The sequence below is a fragment of the Polymorphum gilvum SL003B-26A1 genome (assembly GCF_000192745.1).
GTDB lineage: Bacteria > Pseudomonadota > Alphaproteobacteria > Rhizobiales > Stappiaceae > Polymorphum > Polymorphum gilvum.
Genome location: NC_015259.1, coordinates 3,109,535 through 3,135,684 on the forward strand (window position 1 = coordinate 3,109,535; position 26,150 = coordinate 3,135,684).

16 protein-coding genes are annotated in these 26,150 nt (G+C 68.6%); 6 read left to right on the plus strand and 10 right to left on the minus strand.

What is annotated here, in order from left to right; genetic code table 11:
• Positions 1-30: 30 nt before the first annotated feature.
• From SL003B_RS14555 to SL003B_RS14575, 5 genes are all read right to left on the minus strand, one after another.
• On the minus strand, positions 31-1,938 hold the full coding sequence (locus SL003B_RS14555) for an ABC transporter substrate-binding protein (RefSeq protein ID WP_013653625.1): 1,908 nt from the start codon (positions 1,936-1,938) through the stop codon (positions 31-33).
• Positions 1,935-3,821, minus strand: a complete 1,887-nt coding sequence (locus SL003B_RS14560; RefSeq protein WP_013653626.1) for an ABC transporter ATP-binding protein — start codon at positions 3,819-3,821, stop codon at positions 1,935-1,937. Before SL003B_RS14560 ends, SL003B_RS14555 begins: the two co-directional genes overlap by 4 nt.
• A gap of 155 nt (positions 3,822-3,976) precedes the next feature.
• On the minus strand, positions 3,977-5,860 hold the full coding sequence (locus SL003B_RS14565; RefSeq protein WP_148259321.1) for an adenylate/guanylate cyclase domain-containing protein: 1,884 nt from the start codon (positions 5,858-5,860) through the stop codon (positions 3,977-3,979).
• 112 nt (positions 5,861-5,972) lie between these two features.
• Positions 5,973-7,172, minus strand: coding sequence for a CaiB/BaiF CoA transferase family protein (locus tag SL003B_RS14570; RefSeq protein WP_013653628.1), 1,200 nt, complete (start codon positions 7,170-7,172; stop codon positions 5,973-5,975).
• A gap of 168 nt (positions 7,173-7,340) precedes the next feature.
• Entirely contained in the window at positions 7,341-7,832 is a 492-nt protein-coding gene (locus tag SL003B_RS14575) for a class I SAM-dependent methyltransferase (protein WP_013653629.1), read from the minus strand.
• A gap of 269 nt (positions 7,833-8,101) precedes the next feature.
• Here SL003B_RS14575 and pepN point away from each other — a divergent pair, with 269 nt between their 5' ends.
• The 4 genes from pepN to SL003B_RS14595 all read left to right on the plus strand — a co-directional run bounded on the left by pepN (position 8,102) and on the right by SL003B_RS14595 (position 14,632).
• Positions 8,102-10,747 carry an aminopeptidase N gene (gene pepN / locus SL003B_RS14580; protein ID WP_013653631.1) on the plus strand — a complete coding sequence of 882 codons (2,646 nt, stop codon included), beginning with the start codon at positions 8,102-8,104 and terminating at the stop codon, positions 10,745-10,747.
• Between the two features lie 155 nt (positions 10,748-10,902).
• On the plus strand, positions 10,903-11,316 hold the full coding sequence (locus tag SL003B_RS14585) for an MbcA/ParS/Xre antitoxin family protein (protein WP_013653632.1): 414 nt from the start codon (positions 10,903-10,905) through the stop codon (positions 11,314-11,316).
• On the plus strand, positions 11,313-12,032 hold the full coding sequence (locus SL003B_RS14590; protein WP_013653633.1) for an RES family NAD+ phosphorylase: 720 nt from the start codon (positions 11,313-11,315) through the stop codon (positions 12,030-12,032). Before SL003B_RS14585 ends, SL003B_RS14590 begins: the two co-directional genes overlap by 4 nt.
• 266 nt (positions 12,033-12,298) lie before the next feature.
• Positions 12,299-14,632, plus strand: a complete 2,334-nt coding sequence (locus SL003B_RS14595; RefSeq protein ID WP_242390250.1) for an ATP-binding protein — start codon at positions 12,299-12,301, stop codon at positions 14,630-14,632.
• Between the two features lie 912 nt (positions 14,633-15,544).
• On the opposite strand, the gene SL003B_RS14605 is transcribed toward SL003B_RS14595, so the two are convergent.
• The 4 genes from SL003B_RS14605 to SL003B_RS14620 all read right to left on the minus strand — a co-directional run bounded on the left by SL003B_RS14605 (position 15,545) and on the right by SL003B_RS14620 (position 22,326).
• On the minus strand, positions 15,545-18,538 hold the full coding sequence (locus SL003B_RS14605) for a bifunctional [glutamine synthetase] adenylyltransferase/[glutamine synthetase]-adenylyl-L-tyrosine phosphorylase (RefSeq protein WP_013653635.1): 2,994 nt from the start codon (positions 18,536-18,538) through the stop codon (positions 15,545-15,547).
• Complete coding sequence (locus SL003B_RS14610) at positions 18,513-19,967, minus strand: sensor histidine kinase (RefSeq protein WP_013653636.1); 1,455 nt, start codon at positions 19,965-19,967, stop codon at positions 18,513-18,515. Before SL003B_RS14610 ends, SL003B_RS14605 begins: the two co-directional genes overlap by 26 nt.
• A complete protein-coding gene (locus tag SL003B_RS14615) occupies positions 19,951-20,634 on the minus strand; it encodes a winged helix-turn-helix domain-containing protein (RefSeq protein WP_013653637.1) in 684 nt (227 codons plus the stop codon). Before SL003B_RS14615 ends, SL003B_RS14610 begins: the two co-directional genes overlap by 17 nt.
• A gap of 150 nt (positions 20,635-20,784) precedes the next feature.
• On the minus strand, positions 20,785-22,326 hold the full coding sequence (locus tag SL003B_RS14620; RefSeq protein ID WP_013653638.1) for a Do family serine endopeptidase: 1,542 nt from the start codon (positions 22,324-22,326) through the stop codon (positions 20,785-20,787).
• Between the two features lie 312 nt (positions 22,327-22,638).
• Here SL003B_RS14620 and SL003B_RS14625 point away from each other — a divergent pair, with 312 nt between their 5' ends.
• Together SL003B_RS14625 and SL003B_RS14630 are read left to right on the plus strand one after the other, a co-directional pair.
• On the plus strand, positions 22,639-23,715 hold the full coding sequence (locus SL003B_RS14625) for a DUF2336 domain-containing protein (protein ID WP_013653639.1): 1,077 nt from the start codon (positions 22,639-22,641) through the stop codon (positions 23,713-23,715).
• 175 nt (positions 23,716-23,890) lie between these two features.
• The gene (locus SL003B_RS14630) at positions 23,891-24,850 is read left to right on the plus strand and encodes an SLAC1 anion channel family protein (protein ID WP_013653640.1); all 960 of its coding nucleotides are present in this window, start codon (positions 23,891-23,893) and stop codon (positions 24,848-24,850) included.
• Here the strand turns inward: SL003B_RS14630 and SL003B_RS14635 are convergent.
• Positions 24,847-26,100: a bifunctional alpha/beta hydrolase/OsmC family protein gene (locus SL003B_RS14635; protein ID WP_013653641.1), complete on the minus strand. Its 1,254-nt coding sequence runs from the start codon at positions 26,098-26,100 to the stop codon at positions 24,847-24,849. The two genes, SL003B_RS14630 and SL003B_RS14635, sit on opposite strands and share 4 nt — an antisense overlap.
• Between the last annotated feature and the right edge of the window lie 50 nt (positions 26,101-26,150).

Sequence of the window (26,150 nt, forward strand, 5' to 3'; positions counted from 1 at the left end):
CCGGCGAACCGTTGTCGTTGTCGGCGCGCGTCAGCCGCCGGCGCCGGCCATCCAGAATTCGTCCATCCGGTGCAGGCCGAACTGCGCGCCCGGATCCCAGCCGTAGATGCCGACCTCCGGCACGTTCTCCACCCCCTTGACCACCACCGGCTGGCGCACCTCCGAAACGAGGCCGATGTGGATGGTCTCGTCGGCATGGATCTGCAGGATCTCGGCCCAGATGCGTTCGCGCTCCTGCGGCGAGGCCGACGCCAGCCAGGCCCGGTAGAGTTCCATCAGCCGCTGCGCGGGCGGCCAGTCCGGCGCCTCGCCGCTGGTGCCGCCGGTCTGATGATAGTCGCCCCAGGCCGGCCAGCACAGGAAGTCGACGCTGGTCGGCGCGAAGTCGATCGGCGGCATCTCGGAGGTCGGGATGCCGTTCTCGAAGCCGGGCCAGACCGACATGACCAGGTCTCCGGAGATCGCCCGGTCGCGGATGGTGTCGCGCTGGCTCGGCTTGACGAACAGCTTGACGCCGATCTCGCGCCAGGTTTCCGCGACCAGTTCCATGGCGTCGCTCTCGGCCTGACTCTCGCCGGCGGTCTCGACGATGATCTCCAGCGGTCGACCGTCCGGCAGCAGGCGGATGCCGTCGCCGCGCCGCTCGACCAGGCCGATGTCGTCGAGCAGGGCGTTGGCCCGGTCGGGATCGTATTCGGCCCACTTGGTCCGGTACTCATCCCGGTACAGCGGACTCATGCTGAGCACGGTGTCGTTGCCGGCCTTGGCGAGGCCGAAATAGAGGACGCGGTTGATCATTTCCCGGTCAACGCCGAGCGACAGTGCATGACGGAAGCGCCGGTCGCGGAACAGTGTCCGCCAGACCGGATCCTTCACGGTCAGGTTGGGCAGGATGGAGATTTCCGCCCCCTTGGAGATCGGCCACAACAGGGTCCTGTAGCCGTGCTGGGCCTCGCCCCGCTTCAGCACCGTGATGTCGGAAAAGCTCAGGTTTCGGGCCTGCAGGTCGGCCTCGCCGGCCTGCGTCTTGGCGGCGATCAGCTTGCCGTCGGCCACCGTCATGACGACCCTGTCGATATAGGGGAGCTGCTGGCCGGCGCTGTCGACGCGGTGGTAGTAGGGGTTGCGCAGCAGGACGAAGCGGCGATCGCTGTCGGCGGACAGGCGGACCCAGGGCTGCAGCGACGGCAACTCCGGGTTCTGCGCGTTGTACATGTCGTCCAGCTTGTTGTGCAGGGACGCCCAGCCGCGCGCCTTGACCGCCTCCGCGGCGCGGGCGATCGCCTCCGCATCGCCGTAGCGGGCGTGGAACGCCTTGAGATAGTGGGCCGGCCGATAGATGAACGGCGGGCTGGCCTTGGCGAGCTCCGGCAGGAACAGCGGGTTGGGATCCTGCCACGCATAGCGCACCGTGGTCTCGTCAAGCACCTCGAAGACCGGCGGCTTGCCGCCGGCCATCAGGAACGGCGGCAGCCCGGCGGGCGTCAGTTCCGCGTTGCTGACGACATCCTCGAAATAATAGCGGAAGTCCTCGGCGGTGAACGGATGGCCGTCGGACCAGCGGTGCCCCTTGCGCAGATGCAGGGTGAACACCCGCCCGTCCTCGACGGTGACGTCGCGCAGGATGTCGGGGACGAGTTCCAGGTCGGCCGTATAGCCGACGAGACGGGCGTAGCCCCACACGTTGATCAGCCGCACGTCCCTCGACCGGCCGATGAGCGTGTTGAGGGTGCCGCCGTGCACGCCTGTCCTGCGGCCCTTCGACGGCAGGTCGACGATCAGCGGCTCGGCCGGCACGCGCTCGACCACCGGCGGCAGGCCGGCGAAGCCGATCTCCGCCAGCGTCGGCGTTTCCTTCACCTCGACGGCCAAGGCCGCAGCAGCGCCCGAGCCGGCCATGGCAAGGGCAACCAGCGCAAGGACGACGAAGCGGTTCATGCGGCACTCTCCTCGCGCCGGCACCCCTCGGCGAGGCCGGGCGCGCAGACGAAATGTCCGGGCGCGATCTCGACCAGCCGCGGCGCCGTCCCCTCCTCCAGGCGATAGGGCTCGGGCCAGGCGGCAGGGTCCGACGCGCGGCGCTGGCAGAGCGCGGCGAAATCGAGCGGCGCGTCCAGGTCGGGCTCGGGCACAGCCGCCAGAAGCGCCTGGGTGTAGGGATGGCGCGGGTTCGACACGACGGCGCGCGTCTCGCCGAGTTCGACCAGCCGGCCCCGACACATCACCGCGATGCGGTCGGCGATGTAGTCGACGACGGCGAGGTTGTGGCTGACGAACAGGTAGGTCAGGCCGAGGTCTCGCTTGAGGTCCTGCAGCAAGTTGAGGATCTGCGCCTGCACCGAGACGTCCAGCGCCGACGTCGGCTCGTCGCACAGGATGAATTCCGGATTGAGCGCCAGGGCCCTGGCGATGCCGATGCGCTGGCGCTGGCCGCCGGAAAAGGAATGCGGATAGCGGCGCAGGAAGCGCGGGTCGAGACCGACCAGGGTCATCAGTTCGCGCACCCGTTCGGCCTGTTCGGCCGGCGTGCCGACCCTGTGGATCTGCAGGGGCTCGCTGAGGATGTCGTTGACGGTCATGCGCGGGCTGAGCGAGGAGAACGGGTCCTGGAAGATCAGCTGCACCCGGCGGCGGTAGCCGAGCAGGTCGGCGCCCGCCAGTTGCGCCACGTCGCAGGGACCCTTGCCGCTGTCGTAGAGGATCTGGCCGCGGTCGATGTCGGTGGCGCGCAGGATCGCCTTGGCCAGGGTCGTCTTGCCGGAGCCCGATTCGCCGACGAGGCCGAGGCATTCGCCCTTGCGCACCGTCAGGTCGACCGCGTCGAGCGCCGTCATCGTGCGCGCCTTGCCGCCGAACAGGCTGCCCTTGCGGATGGCGAAGCGTTTGGTGACGCTCTTCAACTGGACCAGCGGCGCGCCCGCAGGCAGGCTGCCTGCGGGCGCGCCATCCTTCGCCGTGCGGGCGTCGACGACGATCGGCCGGATCGGCACCAGGCGCTCCGCCTTGTCCATGTTGAAACGCGGCACGGCGTTGAGCAACGCCTTGAGATAATCGTGGCGCGGGTCGGAGAACAGCTGGCGGGCGCTGCCGCGCTCCATGATGCGCCCGTGATAGATCACCACGACCTCGTCGGCCATGTTGGCGACGACGCCGAAATCGTGCGTGATCATCAGCACGGACATCTTCAGTTCCGCCTGGACATCCTTGATCAGCTTGAGGATTTCGGCCTGGATCGTGACGTCGAGGGCGGTCGTCGGCTCGTCGGCGATCAGCAGTGCGGGATGGCAGATCATCGCCATGGCGATCATCGCGCGCTGGCGCAGGCCGCCGGACAGCTCGAACGGATAGGAATCCAGCGCCCGGTCGGGATCGGGGAACTGGACCAGGCGCAGCATGTCGCGGGTGAGTTCGCGCGCCTCGGCGGCACCGACACTTCTGTGCAGGAGCGCCGCCTCGGCGATCTGGTCGCCGATGGTGTGCAGCGGCGACAGCGAGGTCATCGGCTCCTGGAAGATGATGGCGACGCGGTTGCCGCGCAGATGGCGCATGCGGGAGCCCTTGCGGTCGAGCGCCGCGATGTCGACCGGCGGCTCACCGCCGTCCGGATCGGCCAGCAGCACCCGTCCGGAGACGATCTCCGCCGTTGGCGGCAAAAGGCCCATGACGGTCTGGGAGACGACCGTCTTGCCCGAGCCGGATTCGCCGACCAGGGCCACCGTCTTGTTCTGGGGAACGGAGAAAGAAACTCCGTCGACGGCGCGGACCGCGCCTTCGGCCGTTTTGAAATCGACGGTCAGGCCGTCGATCGTCAGGACATTCACCGCTCGGTCCCTCCCCCAAGAGACAGCCTGCAGACAACGCAATAGCCCGTCGCAGCAGGTGAAGACAATTCCAAAAGTCAGGCACTTAGCAGGCGTTCATGGCGAAAGCCCGCATCTGTGATGAAGATCACACAATGGCCGGGCGACCGCCGGGCCTATTGCGCGGCCGGAACCTGCGGCCACCCTCCGGCCTCCCGCACGGGGACGGTCCACGGCTCGAACGGGTCGAGCTTCCAGACCTCGATATCGCCGCTGCGACCGCGCAGGTGATGGACCCCGACCAGTTCACGCCGGCAGCCGGACGGCAGCCGATGCACGGTCTCGCTGCTGGCGAGGATCGCCACCTCGTCCTGCGCGGCAACCTCGCGTCCGAGCGACTGCAGGCGCTCGCAGACATTCACGGCATCGCCGACGATCGTGTAGTTCCACCGGTCCAGCGCGCCGACATTGCCGACCACGACGGAACCGGTGTGTATGTCGATGCGAAGGCGCATGGGAACGCCGCCCTCCGACGCCTGCCGGACGTTGTTGGCGCGCAGCGCGAGGCCGATCTTCTGCGCCGTGCGGACCGCCGCCTCGGCATGGTCCGGGCGGGAGTCCGGCGCTCCCCAGAAGGCCAGCATGCCGTCGCCGATGAACTTGTCGACCGTGCCGCCCTCAGCCTCGATCGCATCGACCAGGATGGCGAAGTGGTCGTTGAGGACCTGAGCCGTTTCCGCCGCAGACAGGTTTTCCGACAGGGCCGTGAAGCCGACGATATCGGTGAACAGCATGGTGAGTTCGGCTTCGCGCGGCCGGGCGGCGCTGTCGACGCCGAGTCGCATCAGCTTGTTGAACAGGGAGCGCGGCACATAGGTGTTCATCGCCTGAAGCCCGATCACCATGGCGTTGAAAGCGAGCGCGACCTGGTCGATCTCCTTGACGCGGCTGCGCGGCAGCGGCTGGACGTCGTCGAGGGCAAGGCGGCCGACGTGCTCCGATTGTTCCGCTATCACCCTCAGCGGCTGGGCGACCCGCCTGCCGAGCCAGATGGCGATCAGGACGGCGATGACCATGGCGCCGATGCCGACGACGGCAGATCCGGCGAGCCGGCGGATCTCGCGCGAGACCGTCGCAGCGCGGAAATACTGGCCGACCATCCAGGGCTGCGTGCTGTAGCCCGTGATCGGCACACGCATCATCAGGAATTCGTCCCCCTCCGCCTCGATGGCGGCGATCTCGATGCCGAGGTCCGCGGCATGGCGGAAGCCGGAAAACACCTTCTTGTTGGCCAGGTTGGCGAGCACCGGATCGCCGAAGGCGGAAATCGGGGCCGGCAGAGCGGCGGTCGGCTGCCCTCCGGTGGTCAGCAGGTGTTTGTCCGAGTGGACGATCAGCAGGTCGTCGCCGGTGAGGATGAACGTGGTCGAATCCGGTCCGTCGTCGAGCTTTTCGATCGCCTCGCCAATGCTGGCGATGGAACTGGATGCGGTCAGATAGCCGACAAGGGTGCCGTCGACGACCAGCGGCACGGAGACGTTGGCGAAAAAGCCCATCGGATTCTGCACCAGCGGGCCCCAGGTCGGGCGTGAGGTCGGCTCGAGGTCGGGAAGGTGATGGATCTGCTGGCCGTCGATGGGGACCTGGCGCTTGAACGGCCACAGGCGCCCGTTCGGCGCCCGGAACACGCCGTTGCGATCGCCCTTCGGATCGGTCACGAGGAGCACGGTGATGTGCGTATTGGCGGCGATGGCAGAGGACAGGTCGTCGAGCAGGCGGTCGACGTCGGCGACGGCGATCCGCTTTTCCTCGATCAGCGCCTTCACGCCGACCGCAGCCATCTCGACCTGGTCGAGGTGGCTGCGCACCTGGCGTTCCATGCTCTGCGTGATCAGGATCGCCTTGTCGCCGAGCAGGGAGAAGGTGTTCTCGTAATTGGCCTTCACCGTCATGTAGAGGACGAGCGAGACCGCGACGGCGACGAGCGCGCCGAAGCTGAGGCTGACGATGCGGGTCAGCGCCATGTTGCGACGCCGCCCCCAGACAGGCCTGAACACCATTCCCGCGCGCCTCACTTTCACTGGTCCCGGCCGCGGACCGGCGGCCCTGGTCGACAGCCACCAAGCATTGCCTGTCCGCCGGCCGATTGCAATCGGCACGCCCGGCGAAGGCTCAGGCGTCGTTTGCCGTCTGCGTTGCGGGCGTCGTCCAGCCAATCTCGGCCAGGATCTCGCCGGTGTGTTCGCCGAGGCGTGGCGCGGCGCGGTCGATGGTCAGCGTGCTGTCGGAGAAGCGGATCGGGGTGCGCACGGTGGCGAGCGTGCCGGCGGCGGTTCCCGGCGCCGGCAGGTCGACCTTCATGGCGCGATGGCGCACCTGGGGATCGTCGAAGACGTCGGCGACGGTGTTGATCGGGCCCGCCGGCACGCCGACCTGTTCGAGCTGCGCCAGCAGGTCGTCGCGCGTGAAGGTCCGCGTGAGGGCAGCGATCTGCGGCACCAGGGCGTCGCGGCCGGCGACCCGGCCGGCATTGGTCGCATAGGCGGGATCGCTTGCGAAGGGCGGATTGCCGAGCACGCCGCACAGGCGGACGAACTGGCCGTCGTTGCCGCAGGCGATGATCAGGTGACCATCGCTGGCGGGAAACACCTGGTAGGGGACGATGTTGGGATGGGCGTTGCCGAGCCGGCGCGGCGCCTTGCCGGAGACGAAGTAGTTCTGCGCCTGGTTGGCCAGAACGGCGACCTGGGTGTCGAGCAGCGCCATGTCGACGTGCTCGCCGACGCCGGTGCGGTCGCGCCGGCGCAGCGCCGCCAGGATGCCGACCACGCCGTAGGTGCCGGTGAAGATGTCGGCGATGGCGACGCCGACCTTCTGAGGTTCGCCGTCAGGCGCGCCGGTGAGGTCCATGATGCCGGCCATGCCCTGGATCATGAAGTCGTAGCCGGCGCGGTGGGCATAGGGCCCGTCCTGGCCGAAGCCGGTGATCGAGCAGTAGATCAGGCGCGGGTTGACCTCCTTCAGAGAGGCGTAGTCGAGCCCGTACTTGGCCAGTCCGCCGACCTTGAAATTCTCGATCAGCACGTCCGCGTCGGCCGCCAGCCGACGGACCAGGGCCTGGCCCTCGGGCGTCTGGAAGTCGATGGTGATCGACCGCTTGCCGCGGTTGCAGGCATGGTAATAGGCCGCATCGAGCGCCTCGCCGGTGTCCGATGTCACGAACGGCGGGCCCCAGGTGCGGGTGTCGTCGCCCGCCGGGCTCTCCACCTTGATCACGTCGGCGCCGAGATCGGCCAGTGTCTGGCCGGCCCAGGGCCCGGCGAGAATCCGTGCGACTTCGAGAACTTTCAGGCCTTCGAGCGGTGCGCTCACGGATGCCTCCGGCTGGTTCTTTGCGGACAGGTTGCCGCCTGCGGGCAGTGCGGCGAGACGTATGCGATACCCCCGCTTCGCCGCGGACGCAATGGCGCATGGCGCGCGACACGGATACCTTGCACGGGCACCTTGCACGGGCGTCGCACCGGCGGCCTCGTGATCCGCTCAGCCCGTCTTGCGGTAGTGAAAGTAGCGACCCGGCCTGATCTGCGGCGGCAGGGCGAGCGTTTCGAGGCTGTCGTGGCCCAGTTCGAGGCCGGACAAGACATGGCCGCCCGGCTGCAGGACCTGCACGATCATCGGCGCGAGCCACGCCCCGGTGGCAAGATCCATGGTCGGATCGCCCGAGCCCAGGTCGCAATGGACGAAGGCGGCCGGTCCGCCGATCCGCGGCGCGCAGAAGGCGAGCGTCTCGCGGATCTCCCCGAAGATCATGTGATGCGCATCGGGGATGCAGGCGGGATGGGCAACAAGCACGCGATCGAAGGCGAAGATTTCGCAGCCGGGGAAGATCTGCCGCAGGTGATCGTAGGTGCGGCCGTTGCCAAGACCCAGTTCAAGAATGGGACCCGTGACGTCTCCTATCACCTCCGCCACGTGTTCCAGCAGGATCTTCTGTGCCGTCATGCGGTTGATGAAGCTTTCGAGCCGGCTCATCGATCGTCCATCCTGCCTCGACTATCCGTCTGCTTAGCCTGCCTCCGGCGAGACGTCAAATTCCTGCAGCCCTAGTCCGCGGCGTTCCGCGGCAGGTCGGGATCGCGGCGCGCCTCGATCCGTCTCGGCCGCACGGGAGCGTGCCTTGAGCCCGGGGCTCCTTTCGTGCCATTCATGCCGCCTGTGCCAGCCTGGACGGCCCGGCAGCGCTGCACGCAAAGCCCCCGGCGAACCGCGCCGCCGAGACCGCAACAACCCTGGAGAGCCCCATGCGCCCGGAAACGCCCCAACCCGTCCGCCTCGAGGACTATCGCCCGGCGCCCTACCGCATCGACACGGTCGATCTCGATATCCGGCTCGACCCGCAGGCGACGCAGGTGACGGCGCGCCTGCGGCTGGCGCGCAACGAAGGTACAGCGGCCGGCACACCGCTCGTGCTCGACGGCGACGGGCTGACGCTGACCGGACTGGCGCTCGACGGCCGTCCCCTGCCAGGGACGGCCTATGCCGCTAGGCCCGACCGGCTGGATCTCTTCTCGCCGCCGGCGGAGCCGTTCGACCTGGAGATCGTCACGCGGCTCGACCCGGACAGCAACACCGCGCTGATGGGACTCTACCGATCGTCGGGCACCTGGTGCACCCAGTGCGAGGCGGAAGGGTTCCGGCGCATCACCTATTTCCTCGACCGGCCGGACGTGCTCGCCGTCTACACCACCCGCCTGGAGGCCCCGAAGCACGAGGCGCCGGTACTGCTGGCCAACGGCAATCCGGTGGACGCCGGCGAGATCCCCGACAGCGACCGGCACTATGCGGTCTGGCACGACCCGCACCCCAAGCCGTCCTACCTGTTCGCCCTGGTCGCAGGCGACCTTGCGCGCGTCACCGACCGCTTCGTCACCCGCTCCGGGCGACCGGTCGACCTCGCCATCTATGTCGAGCACGGCAAGGAGGACCACTGCGGCTGGGCCATGGAGTCGCTCAAGCGCTCGATGGCCTGGGACGAGGCGGCATTCGGCTGCGAATACGACCTCGACGTGTTCAACATCGTCGCCGTCTCCGACTTCAACATGGGCGCGATGGAGAACAAGGGCCTCAACATCTTCAACGACAAGTACGTGCTCGCCGATCCGGATACCGCGACCGACCAGGACTACGCGCATATCGAGGCTGTGATCGCGCACGAATATTTCCACAACTGGACCGGCAACCGCATCACCTGCCGCGACTGGTTCCAGCTCTGCCTCAAGGAAGGGCTGACCGTGTTCCGCGACCAGGAATTCACCTCCGACATGCGCTCGCGCCCGGTCAAGCGGATCGCCGACGTGCGACTGCTCAAGTCGCACCAGTTCCCCGAGGATGCCGGTCCCCTCGCCCATCCGGTCCGCCCGAAGACCTATCGCGAGATCAACAACTTCTACACCGCCACGGTCTACGAGAAGGGCGCCGAGGTGGTCCGCATGCTGAAGATCCTGGTCGGCGACGACGCCTTCCGCTCCGGCATGGACCTCTATCTCCGGCGCCACGACGCCACGGCGGCCACGATCGAGGACTTCCTGGCCTGCTTCGCCGAAGCGAGCGGCGAGGACCTGACGCAATTCGCGCTCTGGTACGAGCAGGCCGGAACGCCACAGGTCACCGCCAGCAGCCGCTACGACGGCGACGCCAGGACCTTCGCGCTGACCCTCTCCCAGCAACTGCCGCCCGTCGCCGGCCAGGGCGAGGGCAAGCCGGCCGCGATCCCGATCCGCTTCGCCCTGATCGGTCCGAACGGCCAGGACATGGCCTATGACCGCACGAGCGGCGGCGCCGTGTCGGGCGACGTCATCCATCTGACCGAGCGCAGCCAGACGATCGTCTTTTCCGGCGTCTCCCAGCGCCCCGTGCCGTCCCTGCTGCGCGGCTTCTCGGCGCCTGTCCGGCTCGAGACCGATCTCGATCCGCACGACCTGCTGTTCCTCACCCGCCACGACGGCGATCCGTTCAACCGCTGGCAGGCCGTCCAGGAACTGGCGACCCGCGACCTCGTCCGGCTCAGCGCGGCGGCGCAGGCCGGCGAGCCGCTTCGTCCCGACGCCGCCTTCGTCACGGCCCTCGGCGAGATCCTGGACGACGAGCGGCTCGATGCCGCCTTTCGCGCCCAGGCGCTGCACCTGCCGGGAGAAGCCGACATCGCCCGCGAGATCGGCCGCAACGTCGACCCGGACGCGATCCTTGCCGCCCGTACCGCCCTGCGCAAGGCGATCGCCCGGGCCCATGGCGACGCCTGTGCCGAGACCGTGCTCGACCTTGCGCCGACGACGGTGTTCAGCCCGGACGCCGCCTCAGCGGGGCGGCGGGCGCTGAAGAACCTGGCGCTCGGCTACGTCGCCGTATCCGGCCTGCCGGATGCGGCCGACATGGTGATCCGGCAGTTCGACACGGCCGACAACATGACCGACCGCCTCGCGGCGCTGACCATCCTGGTCCACGAGGGGATCGACGGCGCCGACGAGGCGCTGGCGGCGTTCCGCGACCGGCATGCGCGCCACGCGCTGGCGATCGACAAGTGGTTCACCGTCCAGGCGACCCGTCCGGCCGACGCCACGCCCGCCGCCGTGCGTGCCCTGACCGGGGACGAAGGCTTCGACTGGGGCAACCCCAACCGCGTGCGCTCGCTGGTCAATGCCTTCGCTACCGGCAACCAGACCCAGTTCGCGCGCACCGACGGCGCCGGCTTCGACCTCGTCGCCGAGGCCGTGCTGCAGCTCGACGAGCGCAATCCCCAGGTCGCCGCCCGGCTGCTGTCGGCCTTCCGCTCCTGGCGCGCGCTCGAGCCGGTCCGCGCCAGACGGGCCGAAGCCGCCCTGCACCGCATCGCCGCCCGCGAGACCCTGTCGAAGGATGCCCGGGACATCGTCGACCGCTGCCTTCAGTAGCAGCCGTCAGGCCGACCGCAAGCGCCCAACGAGGCCGGTCACCGGTCCGTCTTGCGGCCTGGCAGGCGCGATCCGCCGTCGGCGCCGACGGTGATCGAGAGGATGTTTGCCAAACGGCATAATTTTTCTTATACTTTGCCATATATGAGATCATCATGACCCAGCTTCATCTCGTCCCGACAACCGCAGACCCCTTCACGCCCGATCCGATCACGGACCAGGAGGCGGCGGCCATGTTCCGCGCCGTGGTGACCCTGTTCCGGCTGTGGGGCGTTACGGACGCGGAAGCGACAACGCTGCTCGACATGCCGGCGCGCACCTATGCCCGCTGGAAGGCGGAGGGGCCCGGGCGCCTGGGGCGGGACGGCAAGGCGCGGCTTTCGAACCTCCTGGGCATTCACAAGGCGCTGCGCATCCTGTTCCGCGAGCCGCAGCGCGGCTATGAATGGGTAAGGAAGCCCAACGCCCGCTTCGGCGGCAAGACGGCACTGGACATCATGCTGGGCGGGGAACTGACCGATCTGATGCGCGTACGCCGAGCGCTCGATGCCGAACGCGGCCTGTGGTGAGCCTCGATCCCGCATCCCTGCCGTCCGTCCATGTCGACTGGCCCGGCGCGGTGCGGATCATCCGCAGCCGCTTTCCGCCAATCGACCTGTTTGAGGACATCGCCGATCCGGCCGACTGGCCGCTACTGATCTCCGCGGAGATGAAGACCAATCCGCGCCTGATGGAAACCATCGGCAGCCTCGACCTCGTGCCGACCGGACGGCGGGTGTCCGGGCCCGGAGCGTCCTGGCTCATGGCCCCCTTCACCCATGTCTCGACCGACCGTCCGAGCCGGTTTTCCGATGGCAGCTACGGCGTGCTCCATGCGGCGCGGGCGTTCGAGACCGCCGTCTTCGAAACCATCCATCATCACGCCCGTTTCCTGGCGGCGACGGCCGAGGCGCCCGGCTGGACCTCCCAGTTCCGCGAGATCGTCCTCGACATCGATGCGGCGCTGCATGACCTGACCGGCAGCGATCCCGCCCTTGCGGCCTTGCGGGATCCGGACGATTACCGGGCACCGCAGGCGCTGGGCCGCGCCCTGCGCGCCCGCGGATCGGACGGGGTGGTCTATCCGAGCGTCCGCCACGAGGGCGGCACATGCGCGGGGCTGTTCTGGCCCGACGTCGCCCGCAATCCCCGCCAGGGCCGGCACCTCGACTACCACTGGGACGGCGCCAGGGTGGATCTCGTCCGCGAGCCGGCAAGCGGAATCGTCTGGCGCGTCGCGGTCTGAGTCGGCGGCCGGGCCCGGGCGGCTACGAAGCCGCCGCACGCATCGAACCGCCGAGCCGGTCGCCAAACCGGCTCGGCGGCGAGTGTTAACGACAATCGCCGCGCGACGCGTCCCGCGTTAACCATTTTTTTGCCATGCCCCTCTGGACAAGCAACCCCATCTGGATTCAAATGAAAATGATTCGGCCGTAACTGCTTACCGGATCTGCGGAAATCACGACAATCGGGGCATTCCAGATGGCGCGGGCATTTGCCGGCAGCGCGTCCATGAGACGCTTTGTCCAATTCGCCGGATCGAAGACGCAGGAAGCGTCCCTGACCGGCCACATCCGGCTGCTGGCGCAGCCGACCTACCAGCGCCTGCTGCGCACGGAGCCTCTGTTCCGCCGCCTGATCCCGATCCTGTGCCTGGTCTTCATCGCCAGCCTCGCCCTCTACCGCACGCTCGAACTGACCTTCGACCACCAGGACACCGAACGCCAGGCACGCGACGAGATCTCGCTGATCGCGTCGGTCCTGTCCGCCCGCCTCGGCCAGGAGGAGACCGCGCTGCCGGAACTCGGCTACCGCTCCGCCCTGCAGCGGGTGCTTGCCGACGCCCTTCCAGCCGGCGCGACCAGCCGCGGCCGCTCCATCCTGCTGACCGACCCGGACGGCATGATCGTCGCCAGCGCGCCGCTGCAGCCGCATCTGGAAGGCCAGCCGATCACCGCGCTGCTCGGCCCGTCGCAGCCCCTCACCGTGTTCGGCGCGCGCGCCGGCGTGATGATGGTCGACAAGGGTAGCGCCGGCGAGGCGCTGGCCACCGTCCACCACCTCGATGGACGGCTCGGCATGGTCGCGGTCATGCAGCCGGAGAAGGAGATCTTCGCGGACTGGCGCGGCAACGTGTCCGCCAACGTCACGCTGTTCGTCGGCACGTCGACCGTGCTGCTGGTGCTGGTCTACGCTTTCTTCTCCCAAGCCACGCGCGCCGAACAGGCCGACGAGATCTATGCCGCGACGCGCACACGCATCGACACCGCCCTCACCCACGGCCGCTGCGGCCTGTTCGACTGGGACCTCGCCCGCGGCCGGATCTTCTGGTCGGCCTCGCTCTACGACCTGCTCGGCCGCGAGCCGAAGGACGACATCCTCGGCTTCGCCGAGATCGCAGACCTGACCCACCCCGACGACATCGACCTCTACCGGCTTGCCGAAACGCTGCTGGAAACCGGCCAGACCACGGTCGACCGGATGTTCCGCATGCGCCATGCCGACGGCTCCTGGGTGTGGCTGCGCGCCCGCGGCGAGGTCCAGACCGATCCGGGCCGGGCCGAGCCGCACCTGATCGGCATCTGCATCGACGTCACCGAGCAGCACGAACTGGCCGAGCAGAGCCGCACCGCGGACCTGCGCCTGCGCGATGCGATCGAGACCATCTCCGAAGCCTTCGTGCTGTGGAACGCCGACAACGAGCTGGTCATCTGCAATTCAAACTACCAGTCCCTGCACAACCTGCCGGAGCAGGCCGTGCGCCCCGGAGCGCCCTATGCCGAGGTGATGGCCGCCGCGCGGAACTCGCACATCACCACCAGCCCGCTGCACGGCGGCACGCCCGGCGCCGGCGCCAACGCCAGCTACGAGGCCCAGCTCGACGACGGCCGCTGGCTGCAGATCTCGGAGCGGCGCACCAAGGACGGCGGCTTCGTGTCGGTCGGCACCGACATCACCACGCTGAAGCGGCACGAGGAGCGGCTGCTGGACAGCGAGCGGCGCCTGATGGCGACCGTCTCGGACCTGCGCAAGTCGCGCCAGACGCTGGAGATGCAGGCGCAACAGCTGGTCGAGCTGGCGGAGAAATACGCCCAGGAGAAGACCAACGCCGAAAACGCCAACCGCGCCAAGTCCGAGTTCCTGGCCAACATCTCGCACGAGTTGCGCACGCCGCTGAACGCCATCATCGGCTTTTCGGACATCATGGACCGCGGCATGTTCGGCCCCATCGGCTCAGAGCGCTACGCCGAGTACTGCCGCGACATCCACGAGAGCGGCACCTACCTGCTCAACGTCATCAACGACATCCTCGACATGTCGAAGATCGAGGCAGGGCGGATGGAAATGACGGTGAAGCCGCTCGGCGTCGAGGCGGTGGTCGAGGAAGCCGGCCGCATCATCCGCGCCCCGGCGCAGGAAAAGGCGATCGAGGTCACCTGCGAGGTCGAGCCGGGCCTCGCCGTGGCGGCCGACCGCCGCGCGCTCAAGCAGGTGCTGCTGAATCTCCTGTCCAACGGCGTCAAGTTCACGCCGGAAAAGGGCACCGTGCGGCTCAGCGTGCACAGGGCCGGCGGGCTGGCGCGGTTCGAGATCGCCGACACCGGCATCGGCATCCGCAAGGCCGACGTCGACCGCCTCGCCCAACCCTTCGTGCAGGTCGAGAACCAGTTCACCAAGACCCACAAGGGCTCCGGCCTCGGCCTTGCCATCGCCCGCTCGCTGGTCGAGCTGCAGGGCGGCACGCTGACCATCGCCTCGGTCCCCGGCCAGGGCACCCGCGTCGCCTTCACCCTGCCGCTGGCGGCCGACGCGGAGGACGACGGCGCGGCGAGCACGGCCGCCTGATCCCGACCGCCCGATTCCGGCCCCTGATCCCGCCCCCCGATCCCGACCCCCCGAGCCGCGGACCGCCGCGCCGCTATCCCTGCGCCGGATCCGCCAGATCCGCTAGAATGTCCCCGGCCCGCAGCCACAGGATGGCGCTGCCGCAGTCCGCGTCGAGGATCCGGCGCGCTCGGGGCAGGGTCTGCGCCAGGCTCAGGCCGAAATCCGGCGAACCCTGCGCGGTTCAGTTCGAGATTGACACGAAGATGGCAACGACCAAGGAGGCAGCATGACAGAAGCTATCATTGGGCTCGTTGGCGTCGTCGTCGGAAGTGTAATCACGCTTTCGAAAGACCTATGGACGTCATGGCGTGAACGCCGCCGCGAGGGCTCCTATTCGGCGATGCGTTTAGGCCGATTCTGGAGGAATATGCGGACAAATGCATCGATGTAGTCTGTGACGATGGCACCGTCTGGGGTCAGCCCGCAGGTCAAACCAAAAGTGGTGAAGAATATTACGAGGCACAGGTCCGAGAGCCAGATCCGTTGGTTTTTCCCGACGATATCGTGTGGCGGAGCCTGCCGGCGCCTCTCATGCATCGGGCGCTTGATTTGCCTAACACGGCACGGAGCACTAACCGGTACATTTCCGAGTGCAGCGAATACGCTTCCCCGCCGGATTACGGTGAATTCTTCGAGGCACGCCAACAAGGCTATGCCCGTCTCGGCTTAGACGCTTTCGAACTTGCAGACGACCTCCGAAAGCAATTCAGCATTGCTAAAAAAAGCCGCGCTTCCCTCACGACTGACTGGGACCCCGTGTCTTTTCTACGCGAGAAAATCTCAACCTTCGAAAAGAAAGGAGGCTGACCCGTGTCGCCGTCGACAAGGCAAGCCTCGCGATCGGGCGGGCGCCGGCGCCCCTTGTCCCCCTCACCCCTTCCCGTCCGCCTCGGCCATCTCGACCTTGCCGACGATCGCCTCGAAGCGGGCGCGCACGGCCTGCTGCAGGTCGGCGAGGTCGAGCTGGAGGGCGTCGAGGCTCGGCGCGCCGGCGGCGCGGGTGAGCAGGTCGATGACGCCGCGCGGCGCCTCGGCTGCCACGAACCGGCCTGAAAGCACCATCCTGAGCACCTGGGTCAGCGCCTGGTAGCGGCGCAGCGCCTGCAGCAGCAGGTCGGCGTCGCCCGGGTCGAGCAGGCCGGCCGCGCGCAGCCGCTCCAGCGCGTCCTCCGTGCCCTGGGCGAGGACGTGCGGATGGTCGTGGGCGTGCGCCAGCTGCAGGAACTGGGCGATGAACTCGATGTCGACCAGGCCGCCGGCGACCTGCTTCAGGTCCCAAATATCCCGGGTGCCCTTGTCCTTCTCGATGCGCGCGCGCATCGAGCGCACGTCGTCGGCAAGCCTGGCGCGGTCGCGCCGGCTGGCCAGCGTGTCGCGCAGCATGCCCTCGATCTTGTCCTGAAACTGCGGCGAGGACACCGCGATCACCCGCGCCCGGGTCAGCGCCATGTGCTCCCAGGTCCAGGCCTCGGCCTTCTGGTAGGCGGCGAAGCCGTCGAGGTTGGTGGCGAGCGGGCCGGCGTTGCCGGACGGGCGGAGGCGGAAGTCGACTTCGTAGAGCAGCCCCTCGGCGGTCGGCGCCGACAGCGCCGTCACCAGCCGCTGGGTCAGGCGGGTGTAGTAATGGGAGACCGCCAGCGGCCGCTTGCCGTCGGACTGGGCGGCGTCCGGCGGGGCCTCGTAGAGCAGGATCAGGTCGAGATCTGAGGCCGCCGTCATCTCGCGACCGCCGAGCTTGCCCATGGCCAGCACGGCGTGGTTGCCGCCGGGAACCCGGCCGTGGCTGTCGGCGACATGGTCGACCACCCGCGCCAGGATGCGGTCGACGACCACTTCGGCAAGACGGGCGAGCGCGAAGCCGACCCGTTCGGCGCCGAGCGTATCCGACAGCAGCCTGAGGCCGACCAGGAACTGCTGTTCCTGGGCGAAGATGCGCGCCCGGTCGAGCGCCTCCTCGTAGTAGCGCGCCAGCGCCAGCGTCCGGTCGAGGCCGTCGCGGAATTCCTCCGCCGTCGGCATGGCGCCGAAGAACGCCGGATCGAGCACGGCATCGAGCACGTGCACCCGGCGCGACACGGTTTCGGCCATGCGAGGCGCCGAGCCCATGACGGTGGCCAGCAGCGCCAGGAGCTGCGGGTTGGAGCGCAGCAGCGAGAACAGCTGCACGCCGGCGGGCAGCTTGCCGAGGAAACTGTCGAAGGCGCGCAGCGCCGCGTCGGCGTTGTCGGTCTTGGCCAGCGCGGCGATCAGCACCGGGTGCAGCTCGGTCAGCCGTTCGCGCGCCTTGGTCGAGCGGGTCGCCGGATAGCGGCCGAAATGCCAGGCCTTGATGATGGCGGCGGCATCGGCCGGCTGGCGGAAGCCCAGGCCCGACAGCGTCTCCAGCGTGTCGGGGTCGTGGTCGTCGCCGGTGAACACCAGGTTGCCGAGCTCGGAGGCGAGTTCCGGCTCGTCCTCGAACAGGCCGGCATAGTGGCCTTGGACCGTCTGCAGCCGCTGCTTGAGCGCCGCCTCGAAGTCGGCCAGGCCGGCAAAGCCCATCAGGTGCGCGATCCTTGTCAGGCCCTCCTGGTCCTTGGGCAGCAGCTGGGTCTGCTCGTCGTTGAGCATCTGGATGCGGTGCTCGACGGCACGCAGGAAGACATAGGCCTCGGCGAGGTCGTCGCGGGCCGCCGCCTCGATCCAGCCGGCCTCGACCAGCTGGTCGAGCATGTCAAGCGTGCGCCGGCCGCGCAGCGCCGGGTTGCGACCGCCAGCGATCAGCTGCTGGGTCTGGACGAAGAACTCGACCTCGCGGATGCCGCCGCGGCCGAGCTTCACGTTGTGGCCGGCAACCGCGATCCTGCCGTGGCCCTTGTGCATGTGGATCTGGCGCTTGATCGACTGCACGTCGGCGATGGCGGCGAAGTCGAGGTACTTGCGCCAGATGAAGGGCACGATCTCGCGCAGGAAGGCCTCGCCGGCGGCGATGTCGCCGGCACAGGGACGCGCCTTGATCAGGGCCGCGCGTTCCCAGTTCTGGCCGAGGCTCTCGTAGTAGGACAGGGCGCCCGGCATCGACATGGCGACCGGCGTCGCGCCCGGATCGGGCCGCAGGCGCAGGTCGGTGCGAAAAACGTAGCCGTCGGCGGTGCGCTCCTGCATGATCCGGACGATGCGCTTGGTCAGGCGCACGAACTCGACCGGCGCCTCGGCGCCGCCTGCCAGCGGCGCCGTCGCCGGGTCGTAGAGCACGATCAGGTCGATGTCGCTGGAATAGTTCAGCTCGAAGGCGCCGTGCTTGCCCATGGCCAGCACGATGAAGCCCGAGCCCTCCTCCGGCGCGTCCGGGTTCTTCGGCACGAACCGGCCCTTGGCGGCGAGCTCGCGCAACGAGAAGCGGATCGCGGCGGTCAGCGCCGCGTCGGCGAACTCGGCCAGTGCGCGGGTGACCCTGTCGAGGTCCCACACGCCGCCGATGTCTGCCAGCGCGACGCCGAGCGCCAGATCCTGCTTGAGCAGGCGCAGCCGGCGCATCAACTCGGCCTCGGACTCGGCGACGGCCTCCCGCGCCGCGGCGACGGTCGCGGCGACGAAGGAATCGGGATCGGCAGAGACGATGCGCTGGAGCCGCTGCGGATCGCGCAGGCCAAGGTCACGCAGGAACGGGGAATTGTCGAACACGCCGCCGAGAAAGCGTGTCAGGGTCGCCTCGTCCTCAAGCAGGCCGGCAAGGTCGGAGGCCTCGGGGGTTTCGTGCGCGCGCGCGCGCAAGTCGGCGATCAGGCTAGTTGCCCGCTCCGGATCCTGAGCGACCGGGATGACGGCCAGCCGTTTCCACAGGGCGCCGTCCTGCGCGTCACGCCCGGCCCGTGTCTCCCGCATTGCCCGTCTCGCCTCCCAGCCTGTCCGCCGGCGCCGCCATCAGGTCGATGCGCGCCGCTAGCCCCGGACCGGCATCCTCCAGCACCAGCGTGCCGCCGTGGAGGCGGGCGATCGCCCGCACCAGGCTCAGCCCCAGGCCGTAGCCCGGTTCGCTGCGGCTCGCCTCGAGCCGGACGAACCGGTCGAGCACGCGGTCGCGGTCCTGCGCCCCGATGCCGGGGCCGTTGTCCTCGACCGACAGGCGGATCCGCTCCCTGTCCCTGCGCAGCTTTACGGTGATTGCCGGGGGCTGTCCATCCGCCGGAAGGCCATATTTCAATGCGTTCTCGATCAGGTTGACGAGCGCCTGGGCGATCAGGTCGCGGTTGCCGAGCGCCAGGCAGCTGTCATCGGCCTCGACCGTCAGGGCGCCGCCGCCCTCCTCCGCCAGCGGCGCGTAGAGTTCGGCCATCTCGCGGGCGATGGCGCCGACGTCGACCGGCGCCATGTCCTCCTCCGGCGACATCGCCTCGACGCGGGCGATGCGCAGCAGCGCGTCGAAGATGCGGATCAGCCCTTCCGATTCCTCGATCGTCGCCTCCAGCGCCTCGCGGTAGTCGGCCTCGCCGCGCGCCTCGCGCAGCGCCGCCTCGACCCGCGTGCGCAGCCGCGTCAGCGGCGTCTTCAGGTCGTGGGCGATGTTGTCGGTGACGTCGCGCAAGCCGTGCATGAGCAGTTCGATCCGCTCCAGCATGCCGTTCAGGCTGACCGCCAGGCGGTCGAACTCGTCGCCGTTGCCGGCCAGCGGCAGGCGCTCCGACAGGTTCCCCTCCATGATCCGGCGGCTGGTCGCGGCCATGGCGTCGATGCGCTTGAGCACGCGGCGGCTGACGAACAGCCAGGTCACCACCGCCATGGCGACGACGACGCCGAGCCACAGACGCAGGGCGCCCGAAAGGATGTCGCGGAAGCGCAGCTGTTCGCCGAGGTCGCGACCGACCAGCAGGCGGAAGCCGCCGGGCAGTTCGAAGGTGCGCACGATCGCCTCGCGCTCGCTCTCGCCGGCCGGCTCGCCGTCCGCCTCGCGGCGGGCGTACTTGACCCGGCGCACGCCGCCGTCGGCCTCCTCCAGCACCGTGGTCGGCAGGCGCGAGATGTTGCCGGCAATGGCGTTGCCGGCGAAGTCGACGAACAGGTAGAGGCTGGCGTCGGGCCGGCGCGAGCGGCTGTCGATGGCGGCCACCAGTGCGCGCACGCCGCCGCGGGCATACTGATCGGCCAGTCCGTCGATCTCGGCATCGACGGTCTGAACCACCTGATCGGCCATCAGCGCGTTGATGTTGCGGGAAATGTAGACGAGCAGGAAGCCCGAAAGGGCGGTGAACACCGCCAGATACAGCACCGACAGCTTGAACGCCGTCGTGCGGATCAGCCTAGACAGCGGCGTCACGGATCGAATATCCGGCGCCGCGGATCGTGTGCAGCAGCGGCCTGTCGAAATCCTTGTCGATCTTGGCGCGCAGGCGGGAGATGTGGACGTCGATGACGTTGGTCTGCGGGTCGAAGTGATACTCCCAGACGTTCTCCAGCAGCATGGTGCGGGTGACCACCTGCCCGGCATGCTGCATCAGGTATTCGAGCAGGCGGAACTCGCGCGGTTGCAGGGGAATGTCCTTGCCGGCGCGGCTGCAGCGATGGGTCAGGCGGTCGAGTTCCAGGTCGGCGACCCGGTACACCGTCTCCGTCTCTCCCGACGCCTTCGGGCGCCGGCCGAGTGCCTCGATCCGCGCCAGCAGCTCGGTGAAGGCGAAAGGCTTGGGCAGGTAGTCGTCGCCGCCCGCCCGCAGTCCGGTGACGCGGTCGTCGACCTGGCCGAGCGCCGACAGGATCAGCACCGGCGTGTGGTCGCCGGCCTTGCGCAACGCCTCGATGACCGACAGGCCGTCGCGGCGCGGCAGCATCCGGTCGACGATCATCACGTCATAGTCTCCGTCGAGGGCGCGCTCCAGCCCCTCCTCGCCGTCGGCGGCATGGTCGGCGACATGGCCGACCTCGCGCAGCCCCTTGGCGAGATAGGCTGCAGCCTGCTTGTCGTCCTCGATGATCAGGATCCGCATCATGATCCTCTTTTTACTGGGAAAAACGCAGGGGCGAAACGGGGTCCGCGGCAGGCTCCTTTCGGAGCCGCCGCGGACCGGCCGTCGACGCGGGCGGACGGGGGATCGGGGCGGGGGCTGTCCGGCGCCGCGTCGGAGGTCTGGCGCCGGTCAGGCGAGCTTGAGCGGCAGCGCGACGAAGCGCGAGGCGCGATCGGAATAGACCCGCATCAGCACCGCCTTGCGGCCACTGGCCTGGGCCTTGGCAATCGCCTCGACCACGTCGGCGGGCCGGGCGACCTTCTCGCCGGCGACCTCGGCGATGATGTCGCCGCGCTTGAGGCCCTTCTCGGCAGCCGGGCCGCCCGGCGTCACGTCGACGACGACCACGCCGTCGCCGTCGATCCCGGCCTCGGCCGTCGAGGTCAGACCGAGCCCGAGATCCTCCAGCGTGGTCGGACCCTGCGTCGCCGGATCGGCCGCCGCCACCCGGCTCGGCTCGTCGAGCGTGCCGAGCGTCACCTGGATGTCGCGTTCACGGCCGTCGCGCCAGACCGTGACGTCGACCGTGGTGTCGGGCGCGTAGCCGGCGATCAGCCGCGACAGGTCGCGCGGACCTTTGATCGGCTTGCCGTCGACCTTCAGGATCGTGTCGCCCGACCGCAGGCCGGCCTTGTCCGCTGGGCTGCCGTCCTGGGCCTCGGCCACGATCGCGCCCTCCGCCTTGGCAAGGCCCAGGCTCTCGGCGATGTCGTTGGTCACCGCCTGGATCTGGACGCCGAGCCAGCCGCGCGTGACCGCGCCGCTCTGCTGCAGGTCGGCGACTACGTTGGATGCGGTCGAGGCCGGAATGGCGAAGGCGATGCCGACATTGCCGCCCGACGGCGAAAAGATCGCCGCGTTCACGCCGATCACCTCGCCCTTCATGTTGAAGGCCGGACCGCCCGAGTTGCCGCGGTTGACCGGCGCGTCGATCTGGATGAAGTCGTCGTAGGGGCCGGCGCCGATGTCACGGCCACGCGCCGAGACGATGCCGGCGGTGACCGAGCCGCCGAGGCCGAACGGATTGCCGATGGCGACCACCCATTCGCCGACCCGCGGCGCCTCTTCGGCGAAGCCGACGTAGGTAAACGTCCGCTCGGCATCGACCTTCAGCAGCGCCAGGTCCGTGCGCGCATCGGCGCCGATCAATCTGGCCGTATATTCCTCGCCGTCCTGGTCGACGACCGTGAACTCCGTGCCCTTGTCGATGACGTGATGGTTGGTGACGACATAACCGTCATCGGAAATGAAGAAGCCGGAGCCCTGCGACAGGCCGTAGCGGCGCGGCGCCTGGCGCGGCGTGCTGCGGTTGTCCTCGCTGCGGCGGTCGAAGAAACGCTTCAGCGGATGGCCGTCCGGCAGATCGTCGAAGCCGGGGCCGCGGAAGAAGTCGCCGAAACCGCCGCTGCCGAACGTCATGGCCTCCGCCGCCGCTTCCTGCTTGACGCGGACGCTGACCACCGCCGGCTGCACGGCGTCGACGACATGGGAGAAGTCGAGCGGTGCCGCCGCCTCGACGCGTACCGGATCGGCCAGGGCAGCCTGCTGTGGCACCACGGTCTGGGCCGACAGCAGGCCGGCCAGGCCGAGCGCCATGACGCCGGCGAGCAGCCGCGCACGGCGGCTCGCGAGCAAGCGGCCCCTGGCTGACGACGTTTCGAATTCGGACATGGACATCCTCCAAGGAATAGGGATCGGAACGGTTGGACGGCGCGCCGCGGGGACTGGCTGCCCGTCCTTCGGTGCCAATATGGAGGCGGGCGCCTTACGGCAGCCTGTCGGGGGAATTAAACTTTCGTAATGTCGCCATGCGCGAGAAAGCGGATCGCACCCTGCGTAATTTTTACAATAAACCTTTGCCGCAACATGACGACTTTCGCTGTACAATTCGTTTTTCTTAGATTTCCGTAACGGCCTTAGCGGTCCGTCAATTAATTGCTGCTATGTGAAATTAAGAAAACGGGTTGGAAAACCGAGGACGGAATGCTCGACTCCCTGGTGCAGCTGGCACGCGAGACCTGCAGCGACAAGCGGCGGCAGCTGATGGGGCACGTCGCCACGCTGTTCGTCGAAGGGGCCGACCGCTACAGCAACGAAGAACTCGCCCTGTTCAATGACGTCCTGACCCGTCTGATCGACAAGGTCGACGTGCCGGGCCGCAGCGCGTTGTCGGAACGGCTCGCCCCGATCAGGACCACGCCCCGCGGCATCGTCCTGAAACTGGCAAACGACAAGCCGGAAGTGGCTGCGCCGGTCCTGGAGCATTCGCCGGTGCTGACCTCCGACGACCTGCTCGGGCTTGCCCGCAGCAAGGGCCAGGCGCACCTGCTTGCGATCTCCCGGCGCGAGCACCTGGACGCACAAGTCACCGACGTCCTGCTTGAACGCGGCGCACAGCCGGTGCGCCGGTCCGTCGCTGCCAATCCTGGCGCCAGCCTGTCGGACTGGGGATCCAGGCTGCTCGTCAAGCTCGCAGAGACCGACCGTGACATCCGCGAGTCGCTCACGGTCCGCCATGATCTCAGCGCGGCGAATTTCGAGAAGCTGCTCTCGATGCTGCCGCGGGAGCGGCAGGACAAGCTGCGCCAGATCTTCGAGCAGAACGAGGCCCTCGCCCAGGAGTTGTTCCGCGAGGCAGGCAAGCACGTCGAGGGCAGCAAGCTGGAGCGCCGCCGGTCGCGCCTCTCGGCAAAGGTCATGCTGAAGGACCTGAAGGCGGGCGAACGCCGGCTCGACGAAACGGTGATCGAATACAGCCTGTCGATCAACCTCTACGACCTGGCGTTCCTGCTCGCCCAACTCGCCGGCATCGATCCCAGGTATGTCCGCAACATCATGGTCCGCTACGACGCGGCGGCGCTGGTGATCCTGTGCCGGGCGCTCGGTCTCGGCGAAACCGCCTTCAGCGCCCTGAGCAGGGCCCGCTGCCGCCACCTGAAGGTGCCGCTCAGCATCGCAGAGAACTGGCAGGCCGAGTACCGGACGATGCCGAGCGCCGAAGCCCAGCGCACCATGCGGTTCGTGCGCGCCCGTCTGGCGACCCTTGAAGCCTGTGCCTGAGGCACCGCGGCGAGGCAACGCCGGCGACAGGCGACCGAGCGACAGGCGGCCGGTTGCGACGAATAGTCTCTTTCCCCCGCCTGCCGGCTGAGGCAGGATTCCCGCCATTGGTGTCCCACGAATCCGTGCTGCCTCCCGGCCGGATCGGCGGGACACGCTGCTTTTGGGGAAGACGATGTCCGCTCCGTCACGACTTGAGAATTTCCCGATTTCCTGGTTTGCCGTGGTCATGGGTCTCGCCGGCCTCGATCTGGCCTGGGCGCGCGCGGAGACCGTACTGACGCTGCCGGTCGCGCTCAGCCCGGTCCTCGTGGTGCTGACGCCGGCCGTGTTCGTCGTCCTGGCGACGCTCTACGCAGCCAAGGCCATCCGCCATCCGCAGGCGGTGGCGAAGGAACTGAAGCATCCGGTGAAGCTCAACTTCTTCGCCACCATCTCGATCAGCCTGATCCTGATCGCGACGACCCTCGTCCACGCCGCCCCGTCTGTCTCGCTGGTGCTGTGGGCGGCCGGCGCCGCCCTGCATCTCGTGTTCACGCTCTACGTGCTGTCGGTGTGGATCCATCACACCCACTTCGAGATCGCCCACATCAACCCGGCCTGGTTCATCCCGATCGTCGGCAACATCCTGGTGCCGATCGCCGGCGTCCATCACGCCTCGCCCGAGATCTCGTGGTTCTTCTTCAGCATCGGCCTGGTGTTCTGGCTGCTGCTGTTCACCATCATCCTGTACCGGGTGATCTTCCACCAGCCGCTGCCCGAGCGGATGATCCCGACGCTGTTCATCCTGATCGCGCCACCGGCGGTCGGCTTCCTGTCCTGGCTGCAGCTGACCGACAGCTTGGACGCCTTCGCGCGCATCCTCTACTATATCGCGCTGTTCCTGACCCTGCTGCTGCTGACCCAGGTCCGCCGCTTCGCCCGGCTCGAGTTCTTCCTGTCCTGGTGGGCCTATTCCTTCCCGATGGCAGCGATCACCGTCGCCACCGTGGCGATGGCGCAGAGGACTGGTCTTGCCTTCTTCTCCGGCCTCGCCATGGTCCTGCTGGCGCTGGTCAGCCTGCTCATCCTGCTGCTGGTCGCCAGGACGGCGCAAGGCGTCGCCCGGCGCGGCATCTGCGTCGACGAAGGCTAGGCCTCGGCCGGCTTGCCGTCCCCGGCCGCGTGCGTCACCACCGCCGCGCCGGCCTCCAGGGTCCGGTGCACGGGGCACTTGTCGGCGATCTCGAGCATGCGGGCCCGCGTGTCCGGGTCGATCTCGCCCTCGATCGCGATGGTGCGCTCGAAGCGGTCGATCCGCCCGCCCTTGCCGCGCGCCTGCGCCGAACAGTCGAGGCAGTCCTCGGCATGCACCTTGGCATGCGTCACCCGGGTCGAGATCCGCTCCACCGGCAGGCCCTTGCGGTCGGCGTACAGCCGCAGGGTCATGACCGTGCAGGCGCCCAGCGCGCCGGCCAGGTAATCGTAGGGCGACGGCCCGCTGCCGAGCCCGCCGACCCCCTCCGGCTCGTCGGCCAGCAACCTATGGGGCCCGGCGCGTACCGCGACCTGGAAGGTTCCGTAGCCGGTCTCGGCCACCTCGACCGACCCCTCCCCGGCTCGCTCGGCAGCCTTCGGTCCGGCGCCGACGTAGCGGCTCGCCCAGGCCGCGATCACCCGCGCCGCATAGGCCGCGTCGGCCTCGTCGCTGAGCAGGTGGTCGGACTTGTCGAGGGACACGAAGCTCTTGGGATGGCGCGCCGCGATGAAGATCTCGGTCGCGTTGTCGATGCCGACCACCTCGTCGAGCGGCGCGTGCAGCACCAGCAGCGGCCTCCTCAGTTGCCTGATGCGGCCGTCGAGCCTGTGCCGGTCGAGGTCGTCGACGAAATCCTTGCGGATCGTGAAAGCCCGCCCGGCCAGGGTGACGCGCGCCTCGCCGCTGGCGTGGATCTCGTCAAGCGAGCCGTGGAAGCTCTTCAGCACATGCGCCGCGTCCGCCGGCGCGCCGATGGTCGCCACCGCCCTCACCTCCGGCAGATCACCGGCCACCGCCAGCGCCGCCGTCCCGCCAAGCGAATGGCCGACGAGCAGCGCCGGCGCCGCGAAGTGCCGGCGCAGGTGATCGGCCGCGCGCTTCAGGTCTTCCAGGTTGGAAGAAAAGTCGGTCGAGGCGAAGTCACCGCCGCTGGCACCGAGGCCGGTGAAGTCGAAGCGCAGCACCGCGAAGCCGTCTCGGGTCAGCGCCCCGGCGATGTGGCGCGCTGCGGCGAGGTCCTTTGAACAGGTGAAGCAATGGGCGAACAGGGCATAGGCGCGCACCGCGCCCGCGGGCAGGTCCAGCCGTGCGGCCAGGCGTGCGCCCTTCGATCCCTCGAACTCGATCTTCAGCGCCTTGCCGGCCATCATCCTGCTCCCTCACCGGTTGTCGTCCAGGAGGAACATTGGCACTCGCG